The 20,289-nt window shown below is 74.6% G+C and carries 16 protein-coding genes; 9 read left to right on the forward strand and 7 right to left on the reverse strand.

Annotation, left to right across the window (positions count from 1 at the left end):
- Nucleotides 1–186: 186 nt before the first annotated feature.
- Nucleotides 187–1,257 (forward strand): LacI family DNA-binding transcriptional regulator, encoded by a 1,071-nt coding sequence (locus tag GXP71_RS13640; RefSeq protein ID WP_162353083.1) that lies wholly within the window; start codon nucleotides 187–189, stop codon nucleotides 1,255–1,257.
- Nucleotides 1,258–1,388: 131 nt separating this feature from the next.
- Complete coding sequence (locus GXP71_RS13645; protein ID WP_162353084.1) at nucleotides 1,389–2,369, forward strand: acetylxylan esterase; 981 nt, start codon at nucleotides 1,389–1,391, stop codon at nucleotides 2,367–2,369.
- 265 nt (nucleotides 2,370–2,634) lie between these two features.
- On the opposite strand, the gene GXP71_RS13650 is transcribed toward GXP71_RS13645, so the two are convergent.
- Both GXP71_RS13650 and mgrA read right to left on the reverse strand, forming a co-directional pair.
- A complete protein-coding gene (locus tag GXP71_RS13650) occupies nucleotides 2,635–3,378 on the reverse strand; it encodes an alpha/beta fold hydrolase (protein ID WP_162353085.1) in 744 nt (247 codons plus the stop codon).
- Complete coding sequence (gene mgrA, locus GXP71_RS13655; RefSeq protein WP_162353086.1) at nucleotides 3,375–4,412, reverse strand: L-glyceraldehyde 3-phosphate reductase; 1,038 nt, start codon at nucleotides 4,410–4,412, stop codon at nucleotides 3,375–3,377. The genes GXP71_RS13650 and mgrA overlap by 4 nt, the downstream gene beginning before the upstream one ends.
- Before the next feature lie 103 nt (nucleotides 4,413–4,515).
- Between mgrA and GXP71_RS13660 the strand changes: the two genes are divergently transcribed.
- On the forward strand, nucleotides 4,516–4,980 hold the full coding sequence (locus GXP71_RS13660; RefSeq protein WP_162353087.1) for a tRNA (cytidine(34)-2'-O)-methyltransferase: 465 nt from the start codon (nucleotides 4,516–4,518) through the stop codon (nucleotides 4,978–4,980).
- Nucleotides 4,981–5,101: 121 nt separating this feature from the next.
- Here the strand turns inward: GXP71_RS13660 and GXP71_RS13665 are convergent, their stop codons facing one another.
- Nucleotides 5,102–6,136, reverse strand: coding sequence for a diguanylate cyclase domain-containing protein (locus tag GXP71_RS13665; protein ID WP_162353088.1), 1,035 nt, complete (start codon nucleotides 6,134–6,136; stop codon nucleotides 5,102–5,104).
- A 185-nt stretch (nucleotides 6,137–6,321) separates the two neighbouring features.
- Here GXP71_RS13665 and GXP71_RS13670 point away from each other — a divergent pair, with 185 nt between their 5' ends.
- The 3 genes from GXP71_RS13670 (at nucleotide 6,322) to GXP71_RS13680 (ending at nucleotide 9,942) form a co-directional block, all read left to right on the forward strand.
- A complete protein-coding gene (locus GXP71_RS13670) occupies nucleotides 6,322–8,127 on the forward strand; it encodes a gamma-glutamyltransferase family protein (RefSeq protein ID WP_162353089.1) in 1,806 nt (601 codons plus the stop codon).
- 188 nt (nucleotides 8,128–8,315) lie between these two features.
- Nucleotides 8,316–9,185, forward strand: coding sequence for an amidohydrolase (locus GXP71_RS13675; RefSeq protein WP_162353090.1), 870 nt, complete (start codon nucleotides 8,316–8,318; stop codon nucleotides 9,183–9,185).
- Nucleotides 9,186–9,228: 43 nt separating this feature from the next.
- Nucleotides 9,229–9,942: a FadR/GntR family transcriptional regulator gene (locus GXP71_RS13680; protein ID WP_162353091.1), complete on the forward strand. Its 714-nt coding sequence runs from the start codon at nucleotides 9,229–9,231 to the stop codon at nucleotides 9,940–9,942.
- A gap of 177 nt (nucleotides 9,943–10,119) precedes the next feature.
- On the opposite strand, the gene GXP71_RS13685 is transcribed toward GXP71_RS13680, so the two are convergent.
- Nucleotides 10,120–11,142, reverse strand: a complete 1,023-nt coding sequence (locus tag GXP71_RS13685; protein WP_162353092.1) for a LacI family DNA-binding transcriptional regulator — start codon at nucleotides 11,140–11,142, stop codon at nucleotides 10,120–10,122.
- A 139-nt stretch (nucleotides 11,143–11,281) separates the two neighbouring features.
- Between GXP71_RS13685 and GXP71_RS13690 the strand changes: the two genes are divergently transcribed.
- The gene (locus tag GXP71_RS13690; RefSeq protein ID WP_162353093.1) at nucleotides 11,282–12,991 is read left to right on the forward strand and encodes a UxaA family hydrolase; all 1,710 of its coding nucleotides are present in this window, start codon (nucleotides 11,282–11,284) and stop codon (nucleotides 12,989–12,991) included.
- A 411-nt stretch (nucleotides 12,992–13,402) separates the two neighbouring features.
- Here the strand turns inward: GXP71_RS13690 and GXP71_RS13695 are convergent, their stop codons facing one another.
- The 3 genes from GXP71_RS13695 to uxaC all read right to left on the reverse strand — a co-directional run bounded on the left by GXP71_RS13695 (nucleotide 13,403) and on the right by uxaC (nucleotide 16,794).
- Complete coding sequence (locus GXP71_RS13695; protein WP_162353094.1) at nucleotides 13,403–14,506, reverse strand: sugar kinase; 1,104 nt, start codon at nucleotides 14,504–14,506, stop codon at nucleotides 13,403–13,405.
- A 138-nt stretch (nucleotides 14,507–14,644) separates the two neighbouring features.
- Nucleotides 14,645–15,283 carry a bifunctional 4-hydroxy-2-oxoglutarate aldolase/2-dehydro-3-deoxy-phosphogluconate aldolase gene (gene eda / locus GXP71_RS13700; RefSeq protein WP_162353095.1) on the reverse strand — a complete coding sequence of 213 codons (639 nt, stop codon included), beginning with the start codon at nucleotides 15,281–15,283 and terminating at the stop codon, nucleotides 14,645–14,647.
- Nucleotides 15,280–16,794, reverse strand: a complete 1,515-nt coding sequence (uxaC, locus tag GXP71_RS13705; protein ID WP_238402419.1) for a glucuronate isomerase — start codon at nucleotides 16,792–16,794, stop codon at nucleotides 15,280–15,282. The genes eda and uxaC overlap by 4 nt, the downstream gene beginning before the upstream one ends.
- A 205-nt stretch (nucleotides 16,795–16,999) precedes the next feature.
- Between uxaC and GXP71_RS13710 the strand changes: the two genes are divergently transcribed.
- Together GXP71_RS13710 and GXP71_RS13715 are read left to right on the forward strand one after the other, a co-directional pair.
- On the forward strand, nucleotides 17,000–18,205 hold the full coding sequence (locus GXP71_RS13710; protein ID WP_162353096.1) for a LacI family DNA-binding transcriptional regulator: 1,206 nt from the start codon (nucleotides 17,000–17,002) through the stop codon (nucleotides 18,203–18,205).
- Nucleotides 18,202–19,716, forward strand: a complete 1,515-nt coding sequence (locus GXP71_RS13715) for a mannitol dehydrogenase family protein (RefSeq protein WP_162353097.1) — start codon at nucleotides 18,202–18,204, stop codon at nucleotides 19,714–19,716. Before GXP71_RS13710 ends, GXP71_RS13715 begins: the two co-directional genes overlap by 4 nt.
- Nucleotides 19,717–20,289 lie beyond the last annotated feature (573 nt).

Raw genomic sequence — 20,289 nt, forward strand, 5'->3', positions numbered from 1 at the left:
GCCACCGTTGGCGAAAGGTCGACGCCTCGGAAACTAGACACTCCCGACAACGGCTGTCAATCGTTTGCCAAAACTTGCCAGGACCGTCGCGCTTCACCCGTCCGGCGTGACGGACGGCGTCGGAATGTGCCGTTCGCGGTGCTACGTTCGGACGCGATACTTGCGGTTCGCGGGAAGGTTGCGAGGATGACCAGCACGGATGCCGCAGGGGCGGCCGAGGGCGCCGACGGTCCCGCCTCCACCGCGGGAGGCACGGCCACCATCGCGCTCATCGCCGCCGAGGCCGGTGTCTCGGTCCCGACCGTCTCGAAGGTCCTCAACGGCCGCACCGACGTCGCCGCCGTGACGCGCGCCCGCGTCGAGGAGGTCATCGACCGGTACCAGTACCGGCGCCGGCGCGGCCGCACCTCGACCGGTCCCGGCCTCATCGACCTCGTCTTCCACGAGCTCGACTCCGCGTGGGCCACCCAGATCATCAAGGGCGTCGAGGAGGTCGCCGGACCCGCACGCGTCGGCGTCGTGCTGTCCGAGCTCGGCGGCGCGCACCGCCCGCGGCAGGAGTGGCTCGACGACGTACTCGCACGCCGCCCGCGCGGCGTCATCCTCGTGCTGTCCGACCTCGACCCCGCGCAGCGGCGCCAGCTCGAGACCCGGTCCATCCCGTTCGTCGTCGTCGACACCGCGGGCGAGCAGCCGCCCGGCGTCCCCGTCGTCGGCTCCGCCAACTGGGCCGGCGGCCTCGCCGCGACGCGTCACCTGCTCGGGCTCGGCCACCGCCGCGTCGCCGTCATCTCCGGACCCGTCGACGTGCTCTGCTCCCGCGCACGCATCGACGGCTACCGGTCCGCGCTCGACGAGGCCGGCATCGCGACCGACCCGGCGCTCATCCGCTACGGGGACTTCTTCGTCAACGGCGGCTACCGGCACGGGCTCGAGCTGCTGTCCCGTCCCGACCGCCCCACCGCGATCTTCGCCGGGTCCGACTTCCAGGCGCTCGGCGTCATGCGCGCTGCGCGCGAGCTCGGCCTGCGCGTTCCCGAGGACGTGTCGATCGTCGGGTTCGACGACCTGCCCGTCACCGAGTGGCTCGGCCCGGCGCTCACGACCGTCCACCAGCCGCTGCACGAGATGGCCGCGACCGCGACCCGCCTCGTGCTCGCCCTGGCCCGCGGCGAGACGCCCACCAACCAGCGCATCGACCTCGCCACCGAGCTCGTCGTGCGCGAGAGCACCGCCCCGCCGCCCGTCGCCGTCTGACGCCGCGCGGGTCCGCCCGTCCTTCCCGCGCGCACCGACGACCGCGGCGGTCGCGCGTCGGCCGCCGTCCCGCACCGACCACCACGCCCGACGAACCGTCGCGACGACGCGACCCGAACCGGAGGACCGCCGTGGCCCTGTTCGACCTCCCGCTCGCCGAGCTGCGCACCTACCGTCCCGACGTCACCGAGCCCGACGACCTCGACGCCTTCTGGTCGGCCACGCTCGCCGAGGCGCGCACGCACGACACGCCCGTCACCGCGACGCGCGTCGACACGGGGCTCACGCTCGTCGACACCTGGGACGTCACGTTCCCCGGCTTCGGCGGCCACCCCGTGCGCGCCTGGTACACGCGGCCCGCGGGCGTCGACAGCGACCTCCCGGCGGTCGTCGAGTACCTCGGGTACGGGCGCGGTCGCGGCGAGCCGATCGAGCGGCTGACCTGGGCCAACGCCGGGTACGCGCACCTGCTCATGGACTCGCGCGGCCAGGGCGGCCAGTACGGCAACGGCGGCGACACCCCCGACCCCGTCGGGTCGGAGCCCGCCGCGCCCGGCTTCGTCACGCGCGGCATCCGCTCGCCGCACACCGCCTACTACCGGCGGCTCTACACCGACGCCGTGCGCGCGGTCGACGCCGTGCGCACCCTGCCCGGGGTCGACGCGACCCGCGTCGCGGCGCTCGGCAACAGCCAGGGCGGCGGCATCGCGATCGCCGTCGCGGGGCTCGTCACCGACCTGACCGCGGTCGCCGCGAGCGCGCCGTTCCTGTGCCACGTGCAGCGCGCTATCGGGCTGGTCGACACCGAGCCGTACGCCGAGATCGTGCGCTACCTCGCCGTGCACCGCGACGCTGAAGACGCGGTGCTGCGGACCCTGTCGTACCTCGACGGCGTGCACCTGGCCCGCCGCGCCCGCGCCGCCGCGCTGTTCGGGACGGGCCTGCGCGACACCGTCTGCCCGCCGTCGACCGCGTTCGCCGCGTTCAACGCCTGGGCCGACGGCGACCCGTCGGTGCCGCGCGACATCGCCGTCTACCCGTTCAACCACCACGAGAACGGCGACGCGGTCCAGCACCGCCGCATCCTGACCTGGTTCGCGACCCACCTCTGACGGTCCGACGCCGTCCCGACCCGCGAGGACCGTCAGGACGACGACGGCCAGAACCGCTGTCGACCACCAGGACCGTCGAACCCCGTCGGGACCGCCGGAGCGCCCCTGATGTCGTGCTCGCCCCGTGAAACGGCGACGGGACGGCTTCAGGCGCACCTCGAACGCGCCATCACGGCCGTGTGAGGTGCCTCAGACGCACGTGATGGCGCGTTCGAGGACACGGGACTGTCGTCCGGCCCGGCCGCGGGCGGCGCGAGGTCCGGCGTCAGGACGACGCGAGGACCGTGTCCAGGGTGCGGAGGAACGCCGAGCGGGCGTCGCGGTGGACGCTGTGCCCGGTGCCGGGGAGGTTGACGATCGTCAGGCGGGCGGCGTCGGGTCCGGCCTCGGCGACGGCCGCGAGGGCGCGCGCGACGAGCGACGGGCCCACGATCGTGCGGTCGGGGGCGCCCGTGACGAGCGTGACCGGGATGCCCGACGCCGTGATCTCGCCGACGGACGCGGGCCAGTCACGCTCGGCCCACCGGTGCGGCACCGCAGCCAGCTGCGGGTGCAGGCCCGCGCGGGACGCCGCCCAGGGGGCGCGCTCGTCCTCGGGCCAGGTCGGGTCGTCGCGGCGCGACTGCGCCACCAGCTCCTCGACGGGCGTGTGCCGCGCCGCGACGGCGTCGGCCAGCCACTCGGGCGGGACGTCGCCGGCGGTCCACGCGGGGTCGACGAGCACGACGGACGCGACCAGGTCCGGCGCGACGAGCGCGACCTCCTGCGCGATCAGCCCACCCATCGAGTGCCCCACGACGACCGCCCGCTCGGTGCCGAGCTCGGACCGCAGCGTCGCGACGACGTCCGCGCCGAGCGCGCTGATCGCGAAGACGTCGGGCAGCGGCCGGCCGCCGTGCCCGAGCGCGGTCGGCGTGAGCACCTGTCGGTCGCGGACGTGCGCGACCACGCCCGGCCAGCAGTCGCCGGAGTCCGAGAGCCCGTGCAGCAGGACGAGCGGGGCGCTCACCGGCCGGTGCCGTCGACGGCGTGCGGCTCGATCGCGGCGATCTCGTCGTCGGTCAGCGGCGGCGCGGACAGCGCGGCGACGTTGTCCTCGAGCTGCGCGACCGACGACGCCCCGACGAGCGCGGACGTGATGCGCGAGTCCCGCAGCACCCACGTGAGGGCGAGCTGCGCGAGCGACTGCCCGCGGCCGGCGGCGATGTCGTTCAGCGCCCGCGCGCGCGTCAGGTACGTCTCGGACAGCGCCGACGGCTTCAGGAAGTGGCCGACGGCGGCGCGCGAGTCGGACGGCACGTCGCCGGACAGGTAGCGACCGGTCAGCAGGCCCTGCGCGAGCGGCGAGAAGACGATCGTGCCGATGCCGAGGTCGCCGACGACGTCGAGCAGCGACTCCGACTCCCCCTCGGCGACGTTCTCGACGTGCCGGTTGAACATCGAGTACGACGGCTGGTGGATGAGCAGCGGCGTGCCCAGGTCGGCGAGCACGCGCTGCGCGGTGCGCGTCTGGGACGGCGAGTAGTTGGAGATGCCCGCGTACAGCGCCTTGCCGCTGGTCACCGCGGTGTGCAGCGCACCCATCGTCTCCTCGACCGGGACGCTCGGGTCGGGGCGGTGCGAGTAGAAGACGTCGACGTAGTCGAGCCCGAGCCGCGCGAGCGACTGGTCGAGCGACGCGAGCAGGTACTTGCGCGAGCCGCCGTCGCCGTACGGGCCGGGCCACATGTCGTAGCCGGCCTTGGAGGAGATGACGAGCTCGTCGCGGTACGGCTTGAGGTCGCGCTGCAGGACCCGGCCGAAGTTCGCCTCGGCCGAGCCGTAGGGCGGGCCGTAGTTGTTCGCGAGGTCGAAGTGCGTGATGCCGAGGTCGAACGCGCGGCGCAGGACGGCCCGCTGCGTCTCGAGCGGCGTCGTGTCGCCGAAGTTGTGCCACAGGCCGAGCGACAGCGCGGGCAGGTCGAGGCCGCTGTGCCCGGTGCGACGGTAGGTCATGGCGTCGTAGCGCTCGTCCGCGGCGCGGTAGACGGGCTCGGTGGGCATCGCGGGGCGTCCTCTCGGCGGTGGGAGCGTGCGTCGCCACGCTAGCCGCCCGCACGCCGGTCGGCCGAATCGATCCGACCGGGCCCCCGCCTAGGATCGGCGCGTGCTGCACGTCGTGTTCTTCGAGCCCCGCATCCCCGGGAACACCGGCAACGCGATCCGCATGGCCGCGGGCACGGGCGCGACGTTGCACCTCGTCGAGCCGCTCGGGTTCGACCTGTCCGAGGCGCGGCTCAAGCGGGCGGGTCTCGACTACCACGACCTCGCGCACGTGGTCGTGCACGCGTCCTTCGACGCCCTGCTCGACGCCCTGCCGGACGCCCGGGTCCTCGCCTTCACGACGCAGGCGACCACGGCCTTCGCCGACGTGAGCTACCGCGACGGCGACGCGCTGCTCTTCGGCCCGGAGCCGACGGGCCTGCCCGCCGACGTGCTCGCGCACGACCGCGTCGACGTGCAGCTCCGGATCCCGATGCTGCCGGGGCGGCGTTCGATGAACCTGTCGAACGCCGCCGCCGTCGCCACCTACGAGGCATGGCGCCAGCTCGGCTTCCCGGGAGGCGCCTGACGGGAGTGCGGGCAAGGCCCCGGAGGGCCGCCGACGTCCGTGCGCCGGCGACCGTCCGCCGCCGCCGCACGCGCGTCGTCGGCCGGTGCGCGTCGGGCCGCTCCCGGGCGGCGCGCCGACGTCAGAGGTCGACGACCTCGACGAGCTCGTCGCCCCCGAGCAGCGACCGGACCTCGGGGAGACCTGACGCGCGCAGCCGCCAGCGGTCCTTCGCCTCGCCGAGCCGGCGCTGCGCGAGCCGCAGGAGCTCGTCGGGCGTCCCGCCGCCGGGCTCGGACCAGACGACGACCGCGTGCAGCGAGGGCCAGTCCGCCGCGTCGATGCCCGACGCGGGGACGGCGAGCCGCTCGACGAGCTGCTGCCGCAGGCCGTCGGCGACCTGCGCGGCGTGCTGCTCGTCGCGCGCGTGGAGCGTCGCGGCGAGCGCGAGCTCGTCGCCACCGATGCGGGCTGCGTCGGACCGGACGGGGGCGATCCCGCGCAGCCGGGCGCCGAGCGCGGCGAGGACCACGTCGGCGAACGCGAACCCGCGCGTCACGTTGAGGTGCCGGAAGCCCCGCACGTCGAGCAGCACGAGCACGACGCGACCCGCGGTGCCGTGCAGGTCCGCGCACCGTTCCGCGAGCCGGTGCTGGAGCATCGCGCGGTGCTCGAGGCCCGTGAGCGAGTCGTGCAGCGACCGGACGGCGAGCAGCGTCGACAGCGCGTGCACGAGGTCGGACGTGCTCGCGACCGCCCACACGTCGCCCGCGACGATCACGTCGTCGTAGCGGCGCTCGTCGTGCCGCTCCATCGCGCGGACCGCCACCTCGGAGACCGGTGCGGACGGCGGCGCGACGAGCGGGGCCCAGTCCGCGATCTCGCCGGTCTCGCGACGCGCGTGCACGGCGCGCCCGAAGCCGAGGCGGCCGGTCATCGCGGCGGTGAACCGGGTGCGGGTGACGAGGCCGATGCGGACGGGGTCGTCGGGGTCGCGGACCGCGACGGTCGTGACGTGGGGCGACCGGAAGAGGACCTCGAGGCGCGCGATCGGCATGTCGGCGTCGACCACGTCGACGGCACGCGCGAGCTCCTTCACGGTCGCGGCGGCGGTGGTCCGGTAGTCACCGAGGGCGTGCTGGAGCCGGTCGGCGAGAAGCGTCAGGTCGTCGTCCACCCGGGCATCATTCTCGCAGGTCAGCCGGCAGAACGGACAGGTCGTCCGAAGTTCACGGACCGTTCGCCGCGGGCTCGGCCAGGGTTCATCGCGCCGGGCGGACCGCTGCGCCGACCGGGGCGACGCGGCCCGCGGCGGCACCGCCCGGTGCGGCGACGACCGCGCACGTGGGAGACGATCGGTCGATGTTCACCACGCGCCCCGAGCTCACCGGGACCTTCGGCATGGTCGCATCGACGCACTGGCTCGCGAGCGGTGTCGGGATGCGGGTGCTCGAGGCCGGCGGGAACGCGTTCGACGCGGCCGTCGCCGCGGGGTTCGTCGTCAGCGTGGTCGAGCCGCACCTGTGCGGTCCCGGAGGTGACGCGCCGATCATCGGGCACCGCGCGTCCGACGGGCACACGTTCGTCGTCTGCGGCCAGGGCACCGCACCCGCGGGCGCGACGATCGACGCCTACCGCGACCTCGGCCTCGACCTCGTGCCCGGCACGGGCCACCTCGCGGCCGTCGTCCCGGGCGCGTTCGGCGCCTGGCTCGACCTCCTGGCGCGCTACGGGACCATGACGCTCGAGGACGTCCTGGCCCCCGCGGCCGGGTACGCGCGTGACGGCTTCCCGCTGCTGCCGACGGCTGCCCGAACCGTCGAGACGGTGCGGGACCTGTTCGCCGAGCACTGGCCGACGTCGGCCGCGGTCTACCTGCCGGGCGGTGCTCTGCCCGCGGCCGGCGCGCGGTTCGCGAACCCCGTCCTCGCGGACACGTTCGACCGGATCCTGGCCGAGGCGCGTTCCGCGGGGACGGACCGCGAGGCGCAGATCGAGGCGGGGCGGCGCGCGTTCTACGAGGGGTTCGTCGCGGAGGCCGTCGACGCGTTCGTGACCGGGACACCCGTGCAGGACTCGTCGGGCCGTGCGCACACCGGGTTCCTCACGGCCGACGACCTCGCCGGGTGGCGCGCGACCGAGGAGCCGACGGTGACCCTGCGGTTCGCGGACCGGACGATCCACAAGACCGCCGCGTGGGGGCAGGGGCCGGTCCTGCTGCAGCAGCTCGCGATGCTCGACGCGCTCGACGTGGGGCCGCTCGTCCGCGCCGCGTCCGGCGAGGCGCCGCCGTCGGGTGCCGTGGCGGAGCTCGTGCACACCGTCGTCGAGGTCGCGAAGCTCGCGTTCGCCGACCGCGAGGCCTGGTACGGGGACGCGCCCGACGTCCCGCTCGGGACGCTCCTGTCGGCGGCGTACGCGGCGGACCGGGCACGGCTCGTCGGGCCGGACGCTGCGGACGGCTTGCGTCCCGGGCGGCCCGACGACCGCGACCCGGTGCTGTCACACGTCCTGCAGCGGATCGAGCAGCCCGCCGCCGTCGCGGGCGTCGGCGAGCCGACCGTCTCGACGAGCGGGGTCACCACGGGCGACACCTGCCACGTCGACGTCGTCGACCGGTGGGGCAACCGCGTGTCCGCGACGCCGTCGGGCGGCTGGCTGCAGTCGAGCCCGGTCGTGCCCGGGCTGGGCTTCCCGCTGCCGACACGCGCGCAGATGTTCTGGCTCACGCCGGGCCTGCCGGGTTCGCTCGCGCCGGGACGCCGCCCGCGCACGACCCTCAGCCCGGGCCTCGTGCTCCACGACGACGGCACCGGCTTCGCGTTCGGCACCCCCGGCGGCGACCAGCAGGACCAGTGGACCGTGCCGTTCCTGCTGCGGCACCTGCTCGGCGGGCTCGACCTGCAGGCCGCGATCGACGCACCGTCCTGGCACTCGTCGCACGTCCCCGAGTCGTTCTACCCGCGCACGCACGTCGCCCGCGGGCTCGTCGCCGAGTCGCGCCTGGGCGCCGACGCGCTCGCCGCGCTCGCCGGCAAGGGGCACGCCGTTCAGGATGCCGGGCCGTGGTCGCTCGGCCGGATCAGCGCCGCCGGCGTGCGCGCGGACGGGTTCCTCGTGGCCGCCGCCAACCCGCGCGGCATGCAGGGGTACGCGGTCGGCCGCTGACACGGGCGTACCGGTGCACCGGAGGTCCGACGTCTGGCGCGGTCGAGCCGCTCCGCTGTGCGTCGGCTGTGCGCGAGCTGCACAAGTCGTCCGATGTCTGGGGCGGAGCAGGGCTGGTTGATGAGGGTTGCATGAGGATCTCCATGCGTACGGCGGCAAGAGGTCGGACCACTGCTAGCGTCCGAGCCATGCACGATGTCGTGGATGCTCATCTTCAGGTGTGGAACCCCGACGCCGTCCACTACCCCTGGATGACCGGGGATGTCGCCGCCGTCGAGCGCCCCTTCCGGGTCCCGGACGTCGAGTACGACCTGGCCGACGAAGGCGTCGGGAAGGTCGTCCTCGTGCAGGCCGCGGACAACCGGGCGGACTCCGAGCTCATGCTCTTCCAGGCCCTCTCGTGCCCCCGCGTCGCCGGGGTCGTCGCGTGGGTGCCGCTCACCCAGCCCGAGGACGCCGCCGCACAGCTCGACGCGTGGCGCATGGAGCCCGTCGTCGGTGTCGGCCACCGCGTCCACGAGGAGCCCGACCCGGCGTGGCTGCTGCAGCCCACCGTCGACGAGTCCCTCGGGCTGCTCGCCGAACGCCGCCTCACGCTCGACCTGCCCGCGCACACGCCGACCCTGCTCGGCCACGTCGCGACGCTCGCCGAGAACCACCCCAAGCTCACGTTCGTGATCCAGCACCTCGGCGCACCGCCGCTCGCCGCGCTCCGGCACGGTGAGCGCGACGCGTGGACCCACTGGTCCGCGATGCTCGGCGCCGTCGCCCAGCACCCCAACGTCGTCGCCAAGCTCTCGGGCCTCGGCGCCGCCGCCGGGCCCGGCTGGACGCCCGAGCACCTGCAGCCCGCCGTCGACCGCGCGCTCGACCTGTTCGGGCCCGACCGGCTCATGCTCGGCTCCAACTGGCCGTACGCGCTCGTCGACGGCGACTCCTACGGGCGCGTCTGGCACGGGCTCCGCAGCACCATCGACCAGCTGCCCGGCGACGCCCGCGACCTGATCCTCGGCGGGACGGCCAACCGCGTCTACGGCCTCCCGCTGGACGACCTCTGACCGACCGCGCCCGCGACGGCGCGCCACACGGAATACTGCAGACGTGTCCCGATCCGAGGATGTCGTCGACGGCATCAAGCAGATGATCCTGGACGGCCTGCTCGGGCCGGGTGACCGCCTGCCCGCGGAGAAGGAGCTCGCCGGCACGCTCGGCGTCTCCCGCGGATCCCTGCGTGAGGGCGTCCGCGCCCTCGGCACCCTCGGGATCCTCGACTCCCGGCACGGCGACGGCACCTACGTCACGACGCTCGACCCGGCCCGGCTGCTCGCGCCCGTCTCGTTCGTCGCCGACCTCCAGCACGACGCCGAGTTCCACGCCGTCCGCCGCCTCCTCGAGACCGAGGCCGCCGGGCTCGCCGCCCTGCACATCGACGACGAGGACGTGCAGCTCGCGCGCGCCGCGCTCGACGAGTCCGCGCGCGCCCTGTCCGCCGACCCCCTCGACCACGAGCGGCTCGCCGCCGCCGACGTCGCGTTCCACGCCGTCATCGCCAGCGCGTCCGGCAACTCCGTGCTCGCCGCGCTCATCGACGGCATCGCCGGACGCACCTCTCGACGCCGGCGCTCCCCGCACGACGACGGGCTCGAGGACCGCACCTTCGTCGAGCACGAGGCGATCCTCGCCGCGATCGTCGCGCGCGACCCCGACCGCGCACGGCTGCGCATGGCCACGCACCTGCTGAGCCTCGAGGACGCGCTCACCGGGTCAGACGTCGCGACCGCCGACGCCGTCGCGGAGCCCGTCAGCGCTCGCTGACGGGTGGACGGGCGCGTGCGACGCCGGTCACCGCACCGCGACCGCGTCGATCGTCGGCGGTGACGACGTCACGAGCGGGCGTGCGCGTCGTCGGCGGTGACGACGTCGCGAGCGGGCGTGCGCGTCGTCGGCGGTGACGACGTCGCGAGCGGGCGTGCGCGCCTCGCGGTCCGACCCTCAGCGCGGGGGCGTCGAGTCGCGCAGCACGACCTGTGTCGGGACGTGCGTGAGGCGGGGCTCGTCCGACGGCTCGGCGAGCGCGAGCTCGGTGGCCGCGATGCCGATGTCGACGAGCGGGATGCGGACCGTCGTCAGCGGCGGGACGACGTCGCGCAGCGTCGAGATGTCGTCGAAGCCGGCCAGCGCCACGTCGCGCGGGACCTCGACGCCCGCGTCCCGCGCCGCCGCGAGCGCGCCGAGCGCCATGACGTCGTTCACCGCGAACACGACCTCGGGCAGGTCACCGCCGCGCAGCAGCGCCCGCATCGCGTCCTCGCCACCCTCGTGCGTGAAGGCGCTCGCGATCACCGACTCCGCCGCGACCTCGACACCGAGCTCCGCGAGCGCGCCGACGAACGCCTCGCGCCGCTCGCGGGCGGTGAGGTGCCCGTCAGGGCCGCCGAGGACCGCGAACGACCGGTAGCCGCGCTCGTGCAACGCGCGGGCCAGGTCCGCCGCACCCTGCGCGTTCGCGACGACCACCGCGTCGACGCCGAGCACCGGCTGGCCGATGACCGCCGCCGAACCGCCGACCGCGCGGTAGTCGGCCAGCGCGTCGCGCAGCTCGCCCGTCGTCTCGGGGTCGTCGAGGCGCCCGCCCGCGATGACGATCGCGCGCGCCCGCTGGCGCTTGAGCAGGTCGACGAGCCCGGCCTCGCGGCTCGGGTCGTGCTGCGTGCTCGCGAGCGTGACCTGCAGGCCTGCACGGTCCGCGGCGCGCGTGACGCCCGCCGCGATCGAGGAGAAGTAGGGGTCGGCGATGTCGTGGACGACGAGGCCGAGCGACGTCGTCCGGCCCCGGGCCATCGCCTGGGCGTTCGCGTCGGGGGTGTAGCGGAGCTTCGCGGCGGCGGCGAGCACCCGGTCGCGGAGGTCGGCGCGGACCGTGCGGTTCGCGCTGCCGTTGATGGCGCGCGACGCGGTCGCCAACGACACGCCCGCCTCGCGCGCGACGTCGCTCAGAGTCACCGATCCCGCCATGGTCGCAAGGGTAGGGGCTCGCCGTGTCACAGCGGTGGCACAGTCCGGCACGGGATGGGCCGACGCTGATCAGCGGGCTGCTCGGCGTGGTGGGAAAGCGGTATCCTGGGGATCTTCCTCCTCGAAGGGGCTCTCGACGATGACGGCCACCACCGCTCTAGCCGACGCCGTGCTCGTGCTGCGGCCCGACGACCACGTCGGCGTCGCCACCCGCGACCTGCAGGACGGCACCGTCCTCACCCTCGGGTCCGCCGACGGACCCGGCACCGTCCTCGCCGCGCCCGCCAGCGCGCCGGCGGACCCGCCCGCGAGCACTTTCGGCGACGCCACGGTGCCCGCAGTCGGCGACGGCCACGACTCCGCCCCCGCGGGCGCTGCCGCCGCCGCTCCCCCTGCCGCTGCCGCTGCCGGTGCCGGTGCGGTCCTCGTGGTCCGGCAGAGCGTGCCTCGCGGGCACAAGCTCGCGCTCCGACCCGTCGCCGCCGGCGAGCAGGTACGGAAGTACGGCCAGTCCATCGGGCGCGCCACGCGCGACATCGCCGTCGGCGACCACGTGCACACGCACAACCTCGGCATGGACGACGAGGACCGCGAGTACGAGTTCGGCACCGCCCGCGTCAGCTCGCCCACGCCCGCCGGGCCCGCGCGCACGTTCGACGGGTACCGCCGGGCCGACGGTCGCTGGGGCACCCGCAACTACGTCGGCATCGTCACGTCCGTGAACTGCTCCGCGTCCACCGCCCGGCTCGTCGCGGACCAGTTCCGCGGCCGCGCGCTCGACGCGTTCCCGCACGTCGACGGGGTCGTCGCCCTCACCCATGACACCGGCTGCGGCCTCGTCCCCACGTCCGAGGGTGCTCAGATCACGCGGCGCACCCTGCGGGGGTACGCCGACCACCCCAACATCGCCGCGCTGCTCGTCCTCGGCCTCGGCTGCGAGATGCTGCCCGCCCAGTCGCTGCTCGACGGTCTCGACCTGCCCGCCGACAAGCCCGTCCGCACCCTCGTCATCCAGGAGAACGGTGGCATCCGCGCCACCGTCCGAGCCGGCGTCGCCGCCATCGAGGAGATGCTCCCGGCGATCGACGCGCTGCGCCGCTCCCCCGCCCCCGTGTCCGAGCTCGTGCTCGGCCTCAACTGCGGCGGGTCCGACGGCTACTCCGGCATCACCGCCAACCCCGCGCTGGGGTACGCGTCCGACCTGCTCGTCGCCAGCGGCGGCACGTCGATCCTCGCCGAGACGCCCGAGGTGTTCGGTGCCGAGCACCTGCTGCTGCGACGCGCCGTGTCCCGCGACGTCGGCCAGAAGCTGCTCGACCGCATCGACTGGTGGAAGCAGTACACCGCGGCCGGCGGCGGCACCCTCGACAACAACCCGTCGCCCGGCAACAAGGCCGGCGGGCTCACGACGATCCTCGAGAAGTCGCTCGGCGCCGTCGCCAAGGGCGGCACCGCCGAGCTCGCGGCCGTGTACGAGTACGCCGAGCCCGTTCGCGCCCGCGGGTTCACCTTCATGGACACGCCCGGCTACGACCCGGTGTCCGTGACCGGCATCGTCGCCGGCGGCGCGACCGTCGTCGTCTTCACGACCGGGCGCGGGTCCGTGCTCGGCTGCAAGCCGACACCCTCCATCAAGGTCGCGACCAACACCGCGACCTACCTGCGGATGCGCGAGGACATGGACCTCAACGCCGGGCGGATCGTCGACGGCACCGCGACCGTCGCGTCCGTCGGCGAGGAGCTGTTCGACCTGATCGTCGAGGTCGCCTCCGGTCGGCAGACCGTCTCCGAGGAGCTCGACCTGGGCGCCGACGAGTTCGTCCCCTGGCAGCTCGGCGCCGTCACCTGACCCGCCGGCGCCGTCACCACACTGTCGGCGCCGTCACCAGACCGTCGGCCGCGTCACCGACCCTCGGCGCCGTCACCACATCGCCGGCCCCGTCACCGACCCTCGGCGCCGTCACCACACCGCCGGCCCCGTCACCGACCCTCGGCGCCGTCACCACACCGTCGGCCGCGTCACCGACCCTCGGCGCCGTCACCACACCGCCGGCCCCGTCACCGACCCTCGGCGCCGTCACCAGACGGCGGCGCGGTCAGGTGGCCGCCTGTGCGTCGCGGGCGACGCTCAGGCCCCGCATGCGCGACGACGCCCCGCCCGGTGGGACCCGGGCGGGGCGTGCGCTCCGGGCGTGGTCTGCCGGTGCGAGGCGTGTGGTCGGCGGGCCAGGCGTGCGGTCAGCCGGTGCGAGGCGTGTGGTCAGCGGTCGACGCGGGCGCCGCCACCACCGGCGAGCTTGAGCACCTCGGCCTTCGTCACCATCGTCGTGTCGCCGGGCGTCGTCATGGCGAGCGCGCCGTGCGCGGCGCCGTACTCGACGGCCGTCGCGAGCCCGTCGCCGGCGATGAGTCCGTACGCCAGCCCGGACGCGAACGAGTCGCCGCCGCCGACGCGGTCGAGGATCTCGAGCCGCTCACGGTGGGTCGCACGGACGACACCGGTCTCCCGCGACCAGGCGAGCGCGCCCCAGTCGTTGACCGACGCGCTGCGGACCGTGCGCAGGGTCGTCGCGATGACCTTGAAGTTGGGGTACGCCTCGGCGACACGATCGATCATCGCGGCGAACGACCCGATCTCGAGCTCGCTGAGGTTCTCGTCGACGCCCTCGACCTCGAACCCCAGCGAGGCGGTGAAGTCCTCCTCGTTGCCGATCATCACGTCGATGAACGGGGCGATCGCACGGTTGACCTCCTGCGCCCTGGCCTGGCCGCCGATCGCCTTCCAGAGGCTCGGCCGGTAGTTGAGGTCGTAGGAGACGACCGTCCCGTGCTTGCGCGCGACCGTGACGGCCTCGATGACGGTCTCGGCGGCGCTGTCCGAGAGCGCGGCGAAGATCCCGCCGGTGTGGAACCACCGGACACCCAGGTCGCCGAACAGGTGCTCCCAGTCGATGTCGCCGGGCGCTAGCTGTGCGGCCGCGGTGTGCCCGCGGTCGCTCACACCCACGGCGCCGCGGACCCCGAAGCCTCGCTCGGTGAAGTTGAGGCCGTTGCGCACCGCGCGCCCGACGCCGTCGTACGGGACCCACGTGACGAACGACGTGTCCAGCCCGCCGGTGAGGATGCAGTCCTCGACGAGTCGGCCGACCTCGTTGTCGGCGAGGGCCGTGACGATCGCCGTGCGCAGCCCGAAGGCGCGTCGCAGCCCGCGCGCGACGTTGTACTCACCGCCGCCCTCCCACACGCGGAACGACCGCGTCGTGCGGATGCGGCCCTCTCCCGGGTCGAGGCGCAGCATGACCTCCCCGAGCGACACCGCGTCGTAGCGCGTCTCCTCGGCCGGGCGGATCACCAGGTCGGACATCGGTCAGCTCCTCGTGCTGTCGTGCCATCCGGAGGGACGGCGGTCGGACGGTCGTCCTGCGGGCCGTGAGGAACCGGCTGCCGGACGGTCAGGACGGGTGGTGGACGGGAGACGGCGGGTCGTGCCGAGAGGCGCTGGTCACGACCCCGTCGTCGCGAGGGCGACGGCTGCAGCGGTCAGCGCGCGGATGCCGTCGAGGTCGCCCGCGTTGACGAGATCCTTCGGCACCATCCAGGAGCCGCCGACGGCACGGACGGTCGGCAGCGCGAGGTACTCGGCGAGGTTGCCGGGGCCGATGCCGCCGGTGGGCACGAAGCCGACGCCACCGAACGGGGCGGCGAGCGCGGCGACGGCCGCGGCTCCGCCCGACGAGCCGGCGGGGAAGAACTTGACGGTCGACACGCCGACCTCGAGCGCGGCCATGACCTCGGTCGCGGTGACCGCCCCGGGGAGCGCGAGCACACCGTGCTCGTGGCACCGCTCGACGACGGCGCGGCTCGTCCCTGGCGAGACGACGAACTGCGCGCCTGCGGCGACCGCCTGGTCGACCTGCGCGACGGTGAGGACGGTCCCCGCGCCCACGAGCACGTCGCCGCGCGCGCTCATCGCGCGGATCGCGTCGGGAGCGGCGGCGGTCCGGAAGGTCACCTCGGCGACCGGCAGCCCGCCGGCCACGAGCGCCTTCGCGAGCGGGTCGGCGTGCGCCGCGTCGTCCAGGACGACCACGGGTACGAGGCGGTGCGCCCCGAGACGGTCGAGGATGTCGGTGTCGCTCACGCGTGCTCCTTCGCAGCGGTGGCCATGTCCGGCTCCGACGGGAAAGCGTTTCCCGTCCTCGGAGCAGCATACGCCTCTCGAGGGATCCGGTAGGCCAGGTCGACCGCGGACTCGATCGCCTCGTCGAGGTCCAGTCGGTGCTCGGCCACGAGCCGGGCGAGGAAGCCGGCGTCGATCCGACGGGCGAGGTCGTGCCGCGCGGGGATCGAGCAGAACGCGCGGGTGTCGTCCACGAAGCCGGTCGTGTTGTAGAGCCCGGCGGTGTCCGTGACCGCCTCCCGGTACCGCCGCATGCCGTCCGGGGTGTCGAGGAACCACCACGGCGCACCCAGCCGGACCGCGGGGTAGACGCCCGCCAGCGGTGCCAGCTCACGGCTGAAGGTGTCCTCGTCCACCGTGAACAGCACGAGCCGCAGGTTCGGGTGGTGCCCGAACGACTCGAGCAGCGGGCGCAGGGCGTGCACGTACTCGGTCGGCACAGGGATGTCGTAGCCGACGTCCGGTCCGCGCGCCGCGAACACCGCCGGGTCGTGGTCACGCAGCACCCCCGGGTGCAGCTGCATGACGAGCCCGTCCTCGGTGGACATGCGCGCCATCTCGAACAGCATGTGGCCCGAGAACGCCGCCGCGTCCCGCTCCTCGACCCGACCCCGCAACGCGTCGGCGACGATCCTCTCCGCGACCGAGTCGTCGAGCGGCACGGCGTCGGCGGACAGGTGCCCGTGGTCCGTCGCTCGGGCGCCGGCCGCGACGAAGGCCCGTCGACGCTCCTCGAGCGCCGACACCAGGTCCCGGTAGCTCCCGATGGTCGTGCCCGTCACCACGCCCAGCCGCTCGACGTCGGCACGCCAGCCCGGGCGCGCGACGTGCAGCAGGGCGTCGGGCCGGAAGGTCGGTACGACCCGGTCGCCCCAGCCCTCGGCCGCCAGCGCGGCGTGGTCGGGCAGCGTCGACGTCGCGGGGTCCGTCGTCGCCAGGATCTCGATCCCGAAGCGTTCGAACAGCGCCCTCGGGCGGTAGGCCGGGTCCGAGAGCCGCTCCACGAGGTGGTCGTAGACGCGGTCGGCCGAGTCGGCCGAGAGGCGCTCCCGCACGCCGAGCACGTCCACGAGCACGTGCTCCATCCAGTACCGCGTGGGAGTGCCGCGGAACAGGTGCCAGTGCGACGCGAACGCTCGCCAGACGACCCGCGGGTCCGTCTCGACCGGACGCCCGTCGAGGCGCGGGACGCCCAGGGCGTCGTGCGGGACCCCCTGCGACACGAGCATGCGGACCAGGTAGTGGTCGGGGACGACGAGCAGCGCGGCAGGATCGGGGAACGGCTCGTCGCGCGCGAGGAGGCCGGCGTCGACATGGCCGTGCATCGAGACGATCGGCAGCCGCAACGTGTGGTCGACGATCTCCCGCGCAATGGGACGGACGACGGGGTCGCTCGGCAGAGCACGGTCGGGATGAAGCGTCCAGTCGGCGTGCGCCATCGGTGCGACCTCCTCGTCGAGCCGGTCGCGCATCGGTGCGATGTCATGAACGGCGTGCAATCGGTTTCATCGCTGAGCCAAGCAGGTGGACGCACGATTCGCAAGAGCCGTCCGCACACGCGTTCGAATCGTGGGACCGGGTTGTCCCGTGGATCACGAACGTGCTGCAATCGTATTCATCGCTGCGGCATCGACGCGTCGTCGTCGACCGAGCGGTGCGACCGGGAGGAGAGCACCTGTGGTGGTGACGCTGCGCGACGTCGCGCGCCTGGCCGGGGTGTCCCCTGCCACGGCCTCCCGCGCGCTGAGCGCCCCCGACCTCGTCGCGCCCGAGCGCCGCGAACAGGTGCAGCGCGCCGCCCGCGAGCTCGGGTACCGGCCCAACCGAGCGGCGCGCGAGCTCATCACCGGTCGTACCGGGAACCTCTGCCTCGTCGTGCCCGACCTCGAGAACCCATTCTTCGCCGCCGTCGCCAAGGGGGTGCAGGCGCGCGCCCGGTCGCTCGGCCACGCCGTCTTCGTCGCGGACGCCGAGGAGGACCCGCGCTTGGAGTCCGAGCTGGTCGCGCACCTCGGCGGCCAGGTGGACGGCGCGATCCTCTGCTCACCGCGGATGGCCGACGCCGACCTGGACCGCCTCGCCGACGACGTCCCGCTCGTCCTGGTCAACCGCGAGCACGGCACCCTGCCCTCCGTCGTGATCGACAACGCCGACGGTGTCCGACAAGCCGTCACGCACCTGCACGCGCTCGGCCACCGGCGCATCGCGTACGCCGGCGGACCGACCGACTCGTGGTCGGACACCCGGCGCCGGCACGGGCTGCGGGACGTCTCGCACGGCCTGAGCGACGTCGAGGTGGTCGACCTCGGCCATTTCGCCCCGGTGTTCGCGGGCGGCGTCGCCGCGGCCGACCTCGTCGCGGCGAGCGGTGCGACCGCGGTCCTCGCGCACAACGACCTGGTCGCGCTCGGCATCCTGAACAGGCTCCAGGCGCGCGGACTGCGCGTGCCGGAGGACGTCTCCGTCGTCGGCTACGACGACATCCCCGCCGCGACGCTCGTGTCCCCCGCGCTCACGACGGTGACCGTGCCCTTCGCGCGCCTCGGTCGCGAGTCGGTCGACCTGCTCGTCGCGAGCGGCCTGCGCGCCGGGCGGCAGACGCCCGCCGAGCGCGCGATCGCCGAGGCCGTCGCGGCGGCGACCGGCACCACCGGCCGCACACGTCCGGCCGAGGCGCCGAGCGCCGCCGCCGCGTCCCGGCGCGTGGCGCCCACGACACCGACCACGTCCGCGACCGACCCGACCGCCTCGGACGGGACGACGACCGGCACGACGACCGACACGACGACCGACGCCTCCCCCGTCCGCCTGCAGGTCGCGCTCGTGGTCCGCAGCTCGACCAGCACCGCACCCCACCCGCCGACCACGGAGAGCGACCGATGACGCCCCGCCTGAGCCGCACGACGCTGTCCGGCGCCGACCTGTCCGCCGCCGGGCCGGCCGGCTCCAACCCGGTCCGCGGTCCCGCCGTCGACCCCGCCTCGACGACGATCGGCCTGGTGCACCTCGGGCTCGGCGCGTTCCACCGCGCGCACCAGGCGGTGTACACGGAGGACGCGGCGGCCGCCTCGGGCGCCTCGGGCTGGGGGATCCTCGGCGTCACGCAGCGCAGCGCGCGGGTGGCGGACCAGCTCACGCCGCAGGACGGGCTGTACGGCGTGCTCACCAAAGGCTCGGACGAGACGTCCCTGCGCATCATCGGCTCTCTGCGCGACGTCGCCTTCCCGGGCACGCGCACCCCCCACGTCGTCCGTACGATCGCGGCCCCCACCACGCACGTCGTCACGTTGACCGTCACGGAGAAGGGCTACCGCCGCGCTGCGGACGGCCGGCCCGACCTCGCCGACCCCGATCTCGCCGCCGACGTCGACGCGCTCGCCGCCGAGCTCGCGGGCGCCGCGCCCGAGCGACCGGCGCGGTCCCCGATCGGGCTGCTCGTCCGCGGGCTCGCACAGCGCCACCGTGCCGACGCCGGGCCGATGACCGTCGTCTGCTGCGACAACCTCGCCGAGAACGGCCCGGTCGTCGCCGACCTCGTGCACGCGATCCTCGCGGCAGTCCCGGGAGGAGACCGGCTGGCCGCGTGGGTGGCGACGTCCGTGGCGTTCCCCTCGACGATGGTCGACCGCATCGTCCCGGCGACGACCGATCAGCACCGGGCCGAGGCCGTCCGCCTGACCGGCCTCGAGGATCAGGGGCTCGTCGTCGGCGAGCCGTTCTCGCAGTGGGTCGTGGAGGACTCGTTCGCCGGCGACCGACCGGCCTGGGAGCTCGCCGGCGCCACGCTCACGTCCGACGTCGCGCCGTACGAGCGCGCCAAGCTGCGGGTGCTCAACGCGTCGCACTCCACGCTCGCCTACCTCGGGGCGCTGCGGGGCTACGAGACGATCGCCCAGGCCGTCGCCGACCCGACGCTCGAGGCGGTCGTCCGTTCTCTCGTCGACGAGGACGTCCTGCCGACGCTCCAGGCACCCGACGGGCTCGACCTGGCGCAGTACCGCGAGGACGTGCTCACACGGTTCGCCAACCCGAACACCGGCCACACGACGGTGCAGGTCGCGATGGACGGTTCGGCAAAGCTGCCGCAGCGGCTCCTGGGCACGGTGCGCGACCGGCTCGCCGCGGGTGCGGTCCCGACGGCCGCTGCGGCGACGCTTGCCGCCTGGATGTCGTACGTGCACGCGACGACGCAGACAGGCCTCGAGGTCGCGGGCCGGCGTGTCACGCTCGACGACCCGCTGGCGGGCGTGCTCGCGTCGGCTGCGGCTGGACCGCTCGACGGGCTGCCCGGACGGTTGCTGGCCGTGCGGCAGGTCTTCGGCGACGACCTCGCCGAGTCCGAGGTGCTCCGCCGGGAGGTGCAGGCGCACCTGCGCACGCTCTCCGTCGTCTGACACCGAGGAGCGGGTCCGCAACGCGAGGCGCCGGGTCGGCACGCTCGCTCTCGTCCGACATCAGGACCGGGTCGACGACGCAGAGCGGCGGTCGGGACGATCGCCGTCGTCTGACACCGGGCGCCGGGTCGACGACGCGAGGCGGCAGGTCAGCACGCTCGCCGTCGTCTGACACCCGGGGGTCGGGTCGACGACGCGAGGCGGCAGGTCAGCGTCAGCGCGCTCGCCGTCGTCTGACACCGGGGGCCGGGTCGACGACGCGAGGCGGCAGGTCAGCGTCAGCGCGCTCGCCGTCGTCTGACACCGGGGGCCGGGTCGACGACGCGAGGCGGCAGGTCAGCACGCTCGCCGTCGTCTGGCACCGGGGGCCGGGTCGACGACGCGAGGCGGCGGGTCGGCCCGCTCGCTCTCGTCCGACATCAGCGACCGGGTCGGCGATGCGAAGTGGCGGGTCGGCATGCTCGCCGTCGCCCGTCCCAGGAGCAGATCCTCACCTGGGGCGCAGGGGTGGGAGCGCCCGCGTCGTCTGCGGGGCAGACAGGTCGGCGCCCGAACCGGCCGGCTCACACCCGG

This window comes from Cellulomonas sp. H30R-01, from assembly GCF_010119915.1.
Taxonomy (GTDB): Bacteria; Actinomycetota; Actinomycetes; order Actinomycetales; family Cellulomonadaceae; genus Cellulomonas; species Cellulomonas algicola.

What these genes read in the sequence shown, in the direction of transcription:
- GXP71_RS13685 (WP_162353092.1), bottom strand. Translation starts at nt 11,142, where the DNA reads ATGGCGGGATCGGTGACTCTGAGCGACGTCGCGCGCGAGGCGGGCGTG.
- GXP71_RS13675 (WP_162353090.1), top strand. Translation starts at nt 8,316, where the DNA reads ATGCACGATGTCGTGGATGCTCATCTTCAGGTGTGGAACCCCGACGCC.
- GXP71_RS13640 (WP_162353083.1), top strand. Translation starts at nt 187, where the DNA reads ATGACCAGCACGGATGCCGCAGGGGCGGCCGAGGGCGCCGACGGTCCC.
- GXP71_RS13715 (WP_162353097.1), top strand. Translation starts at nt 18,202, where the DNA reads ATGACGCCCCGCCTGAGCCGCACGACGCTGTCCGGCGCCGACCTGTCC.
- GXP71_RS13670 (WP_162353089.1), top strand. Translation starts at nt 6,322, where the DNA reads ATGTTCACCACGCGCCCCGAGCTCACCGGGACCTTCGGCATGGTCGCA.
- mgrA (WP_162353086.1), bottom strand. Translation starts at nt 4,412, where the DNA reads ATGCCCACCGAGCCCGTCTACCGCGCCGCGGACGAGCGCTACGACGCC.
- GXP71_RS13690 (WP_162353093.1), top strand. Translation starts at nt 11,282, where the DNA reads ATGACGGCCACCACCGCTCTAGCCGACGCCGTGCTCGTGCTGCGGCCC.
- GXP71_RS13695 (WP_162353094.1), bottom strand. Translation starts at nt 14,506, where the DNA reads ATGTCCGACCTGGTGATCCGCCCGGCCGAGGAGACGCGCTACGACGCG.
- uxaC (WP_238402419.1), bottom strand. Translation starts at nt 16,794, where the DNA reads ATGCGCGACCGGCTCGACGAGGAGGTCGCACCGATGGCGCACGCCGAC.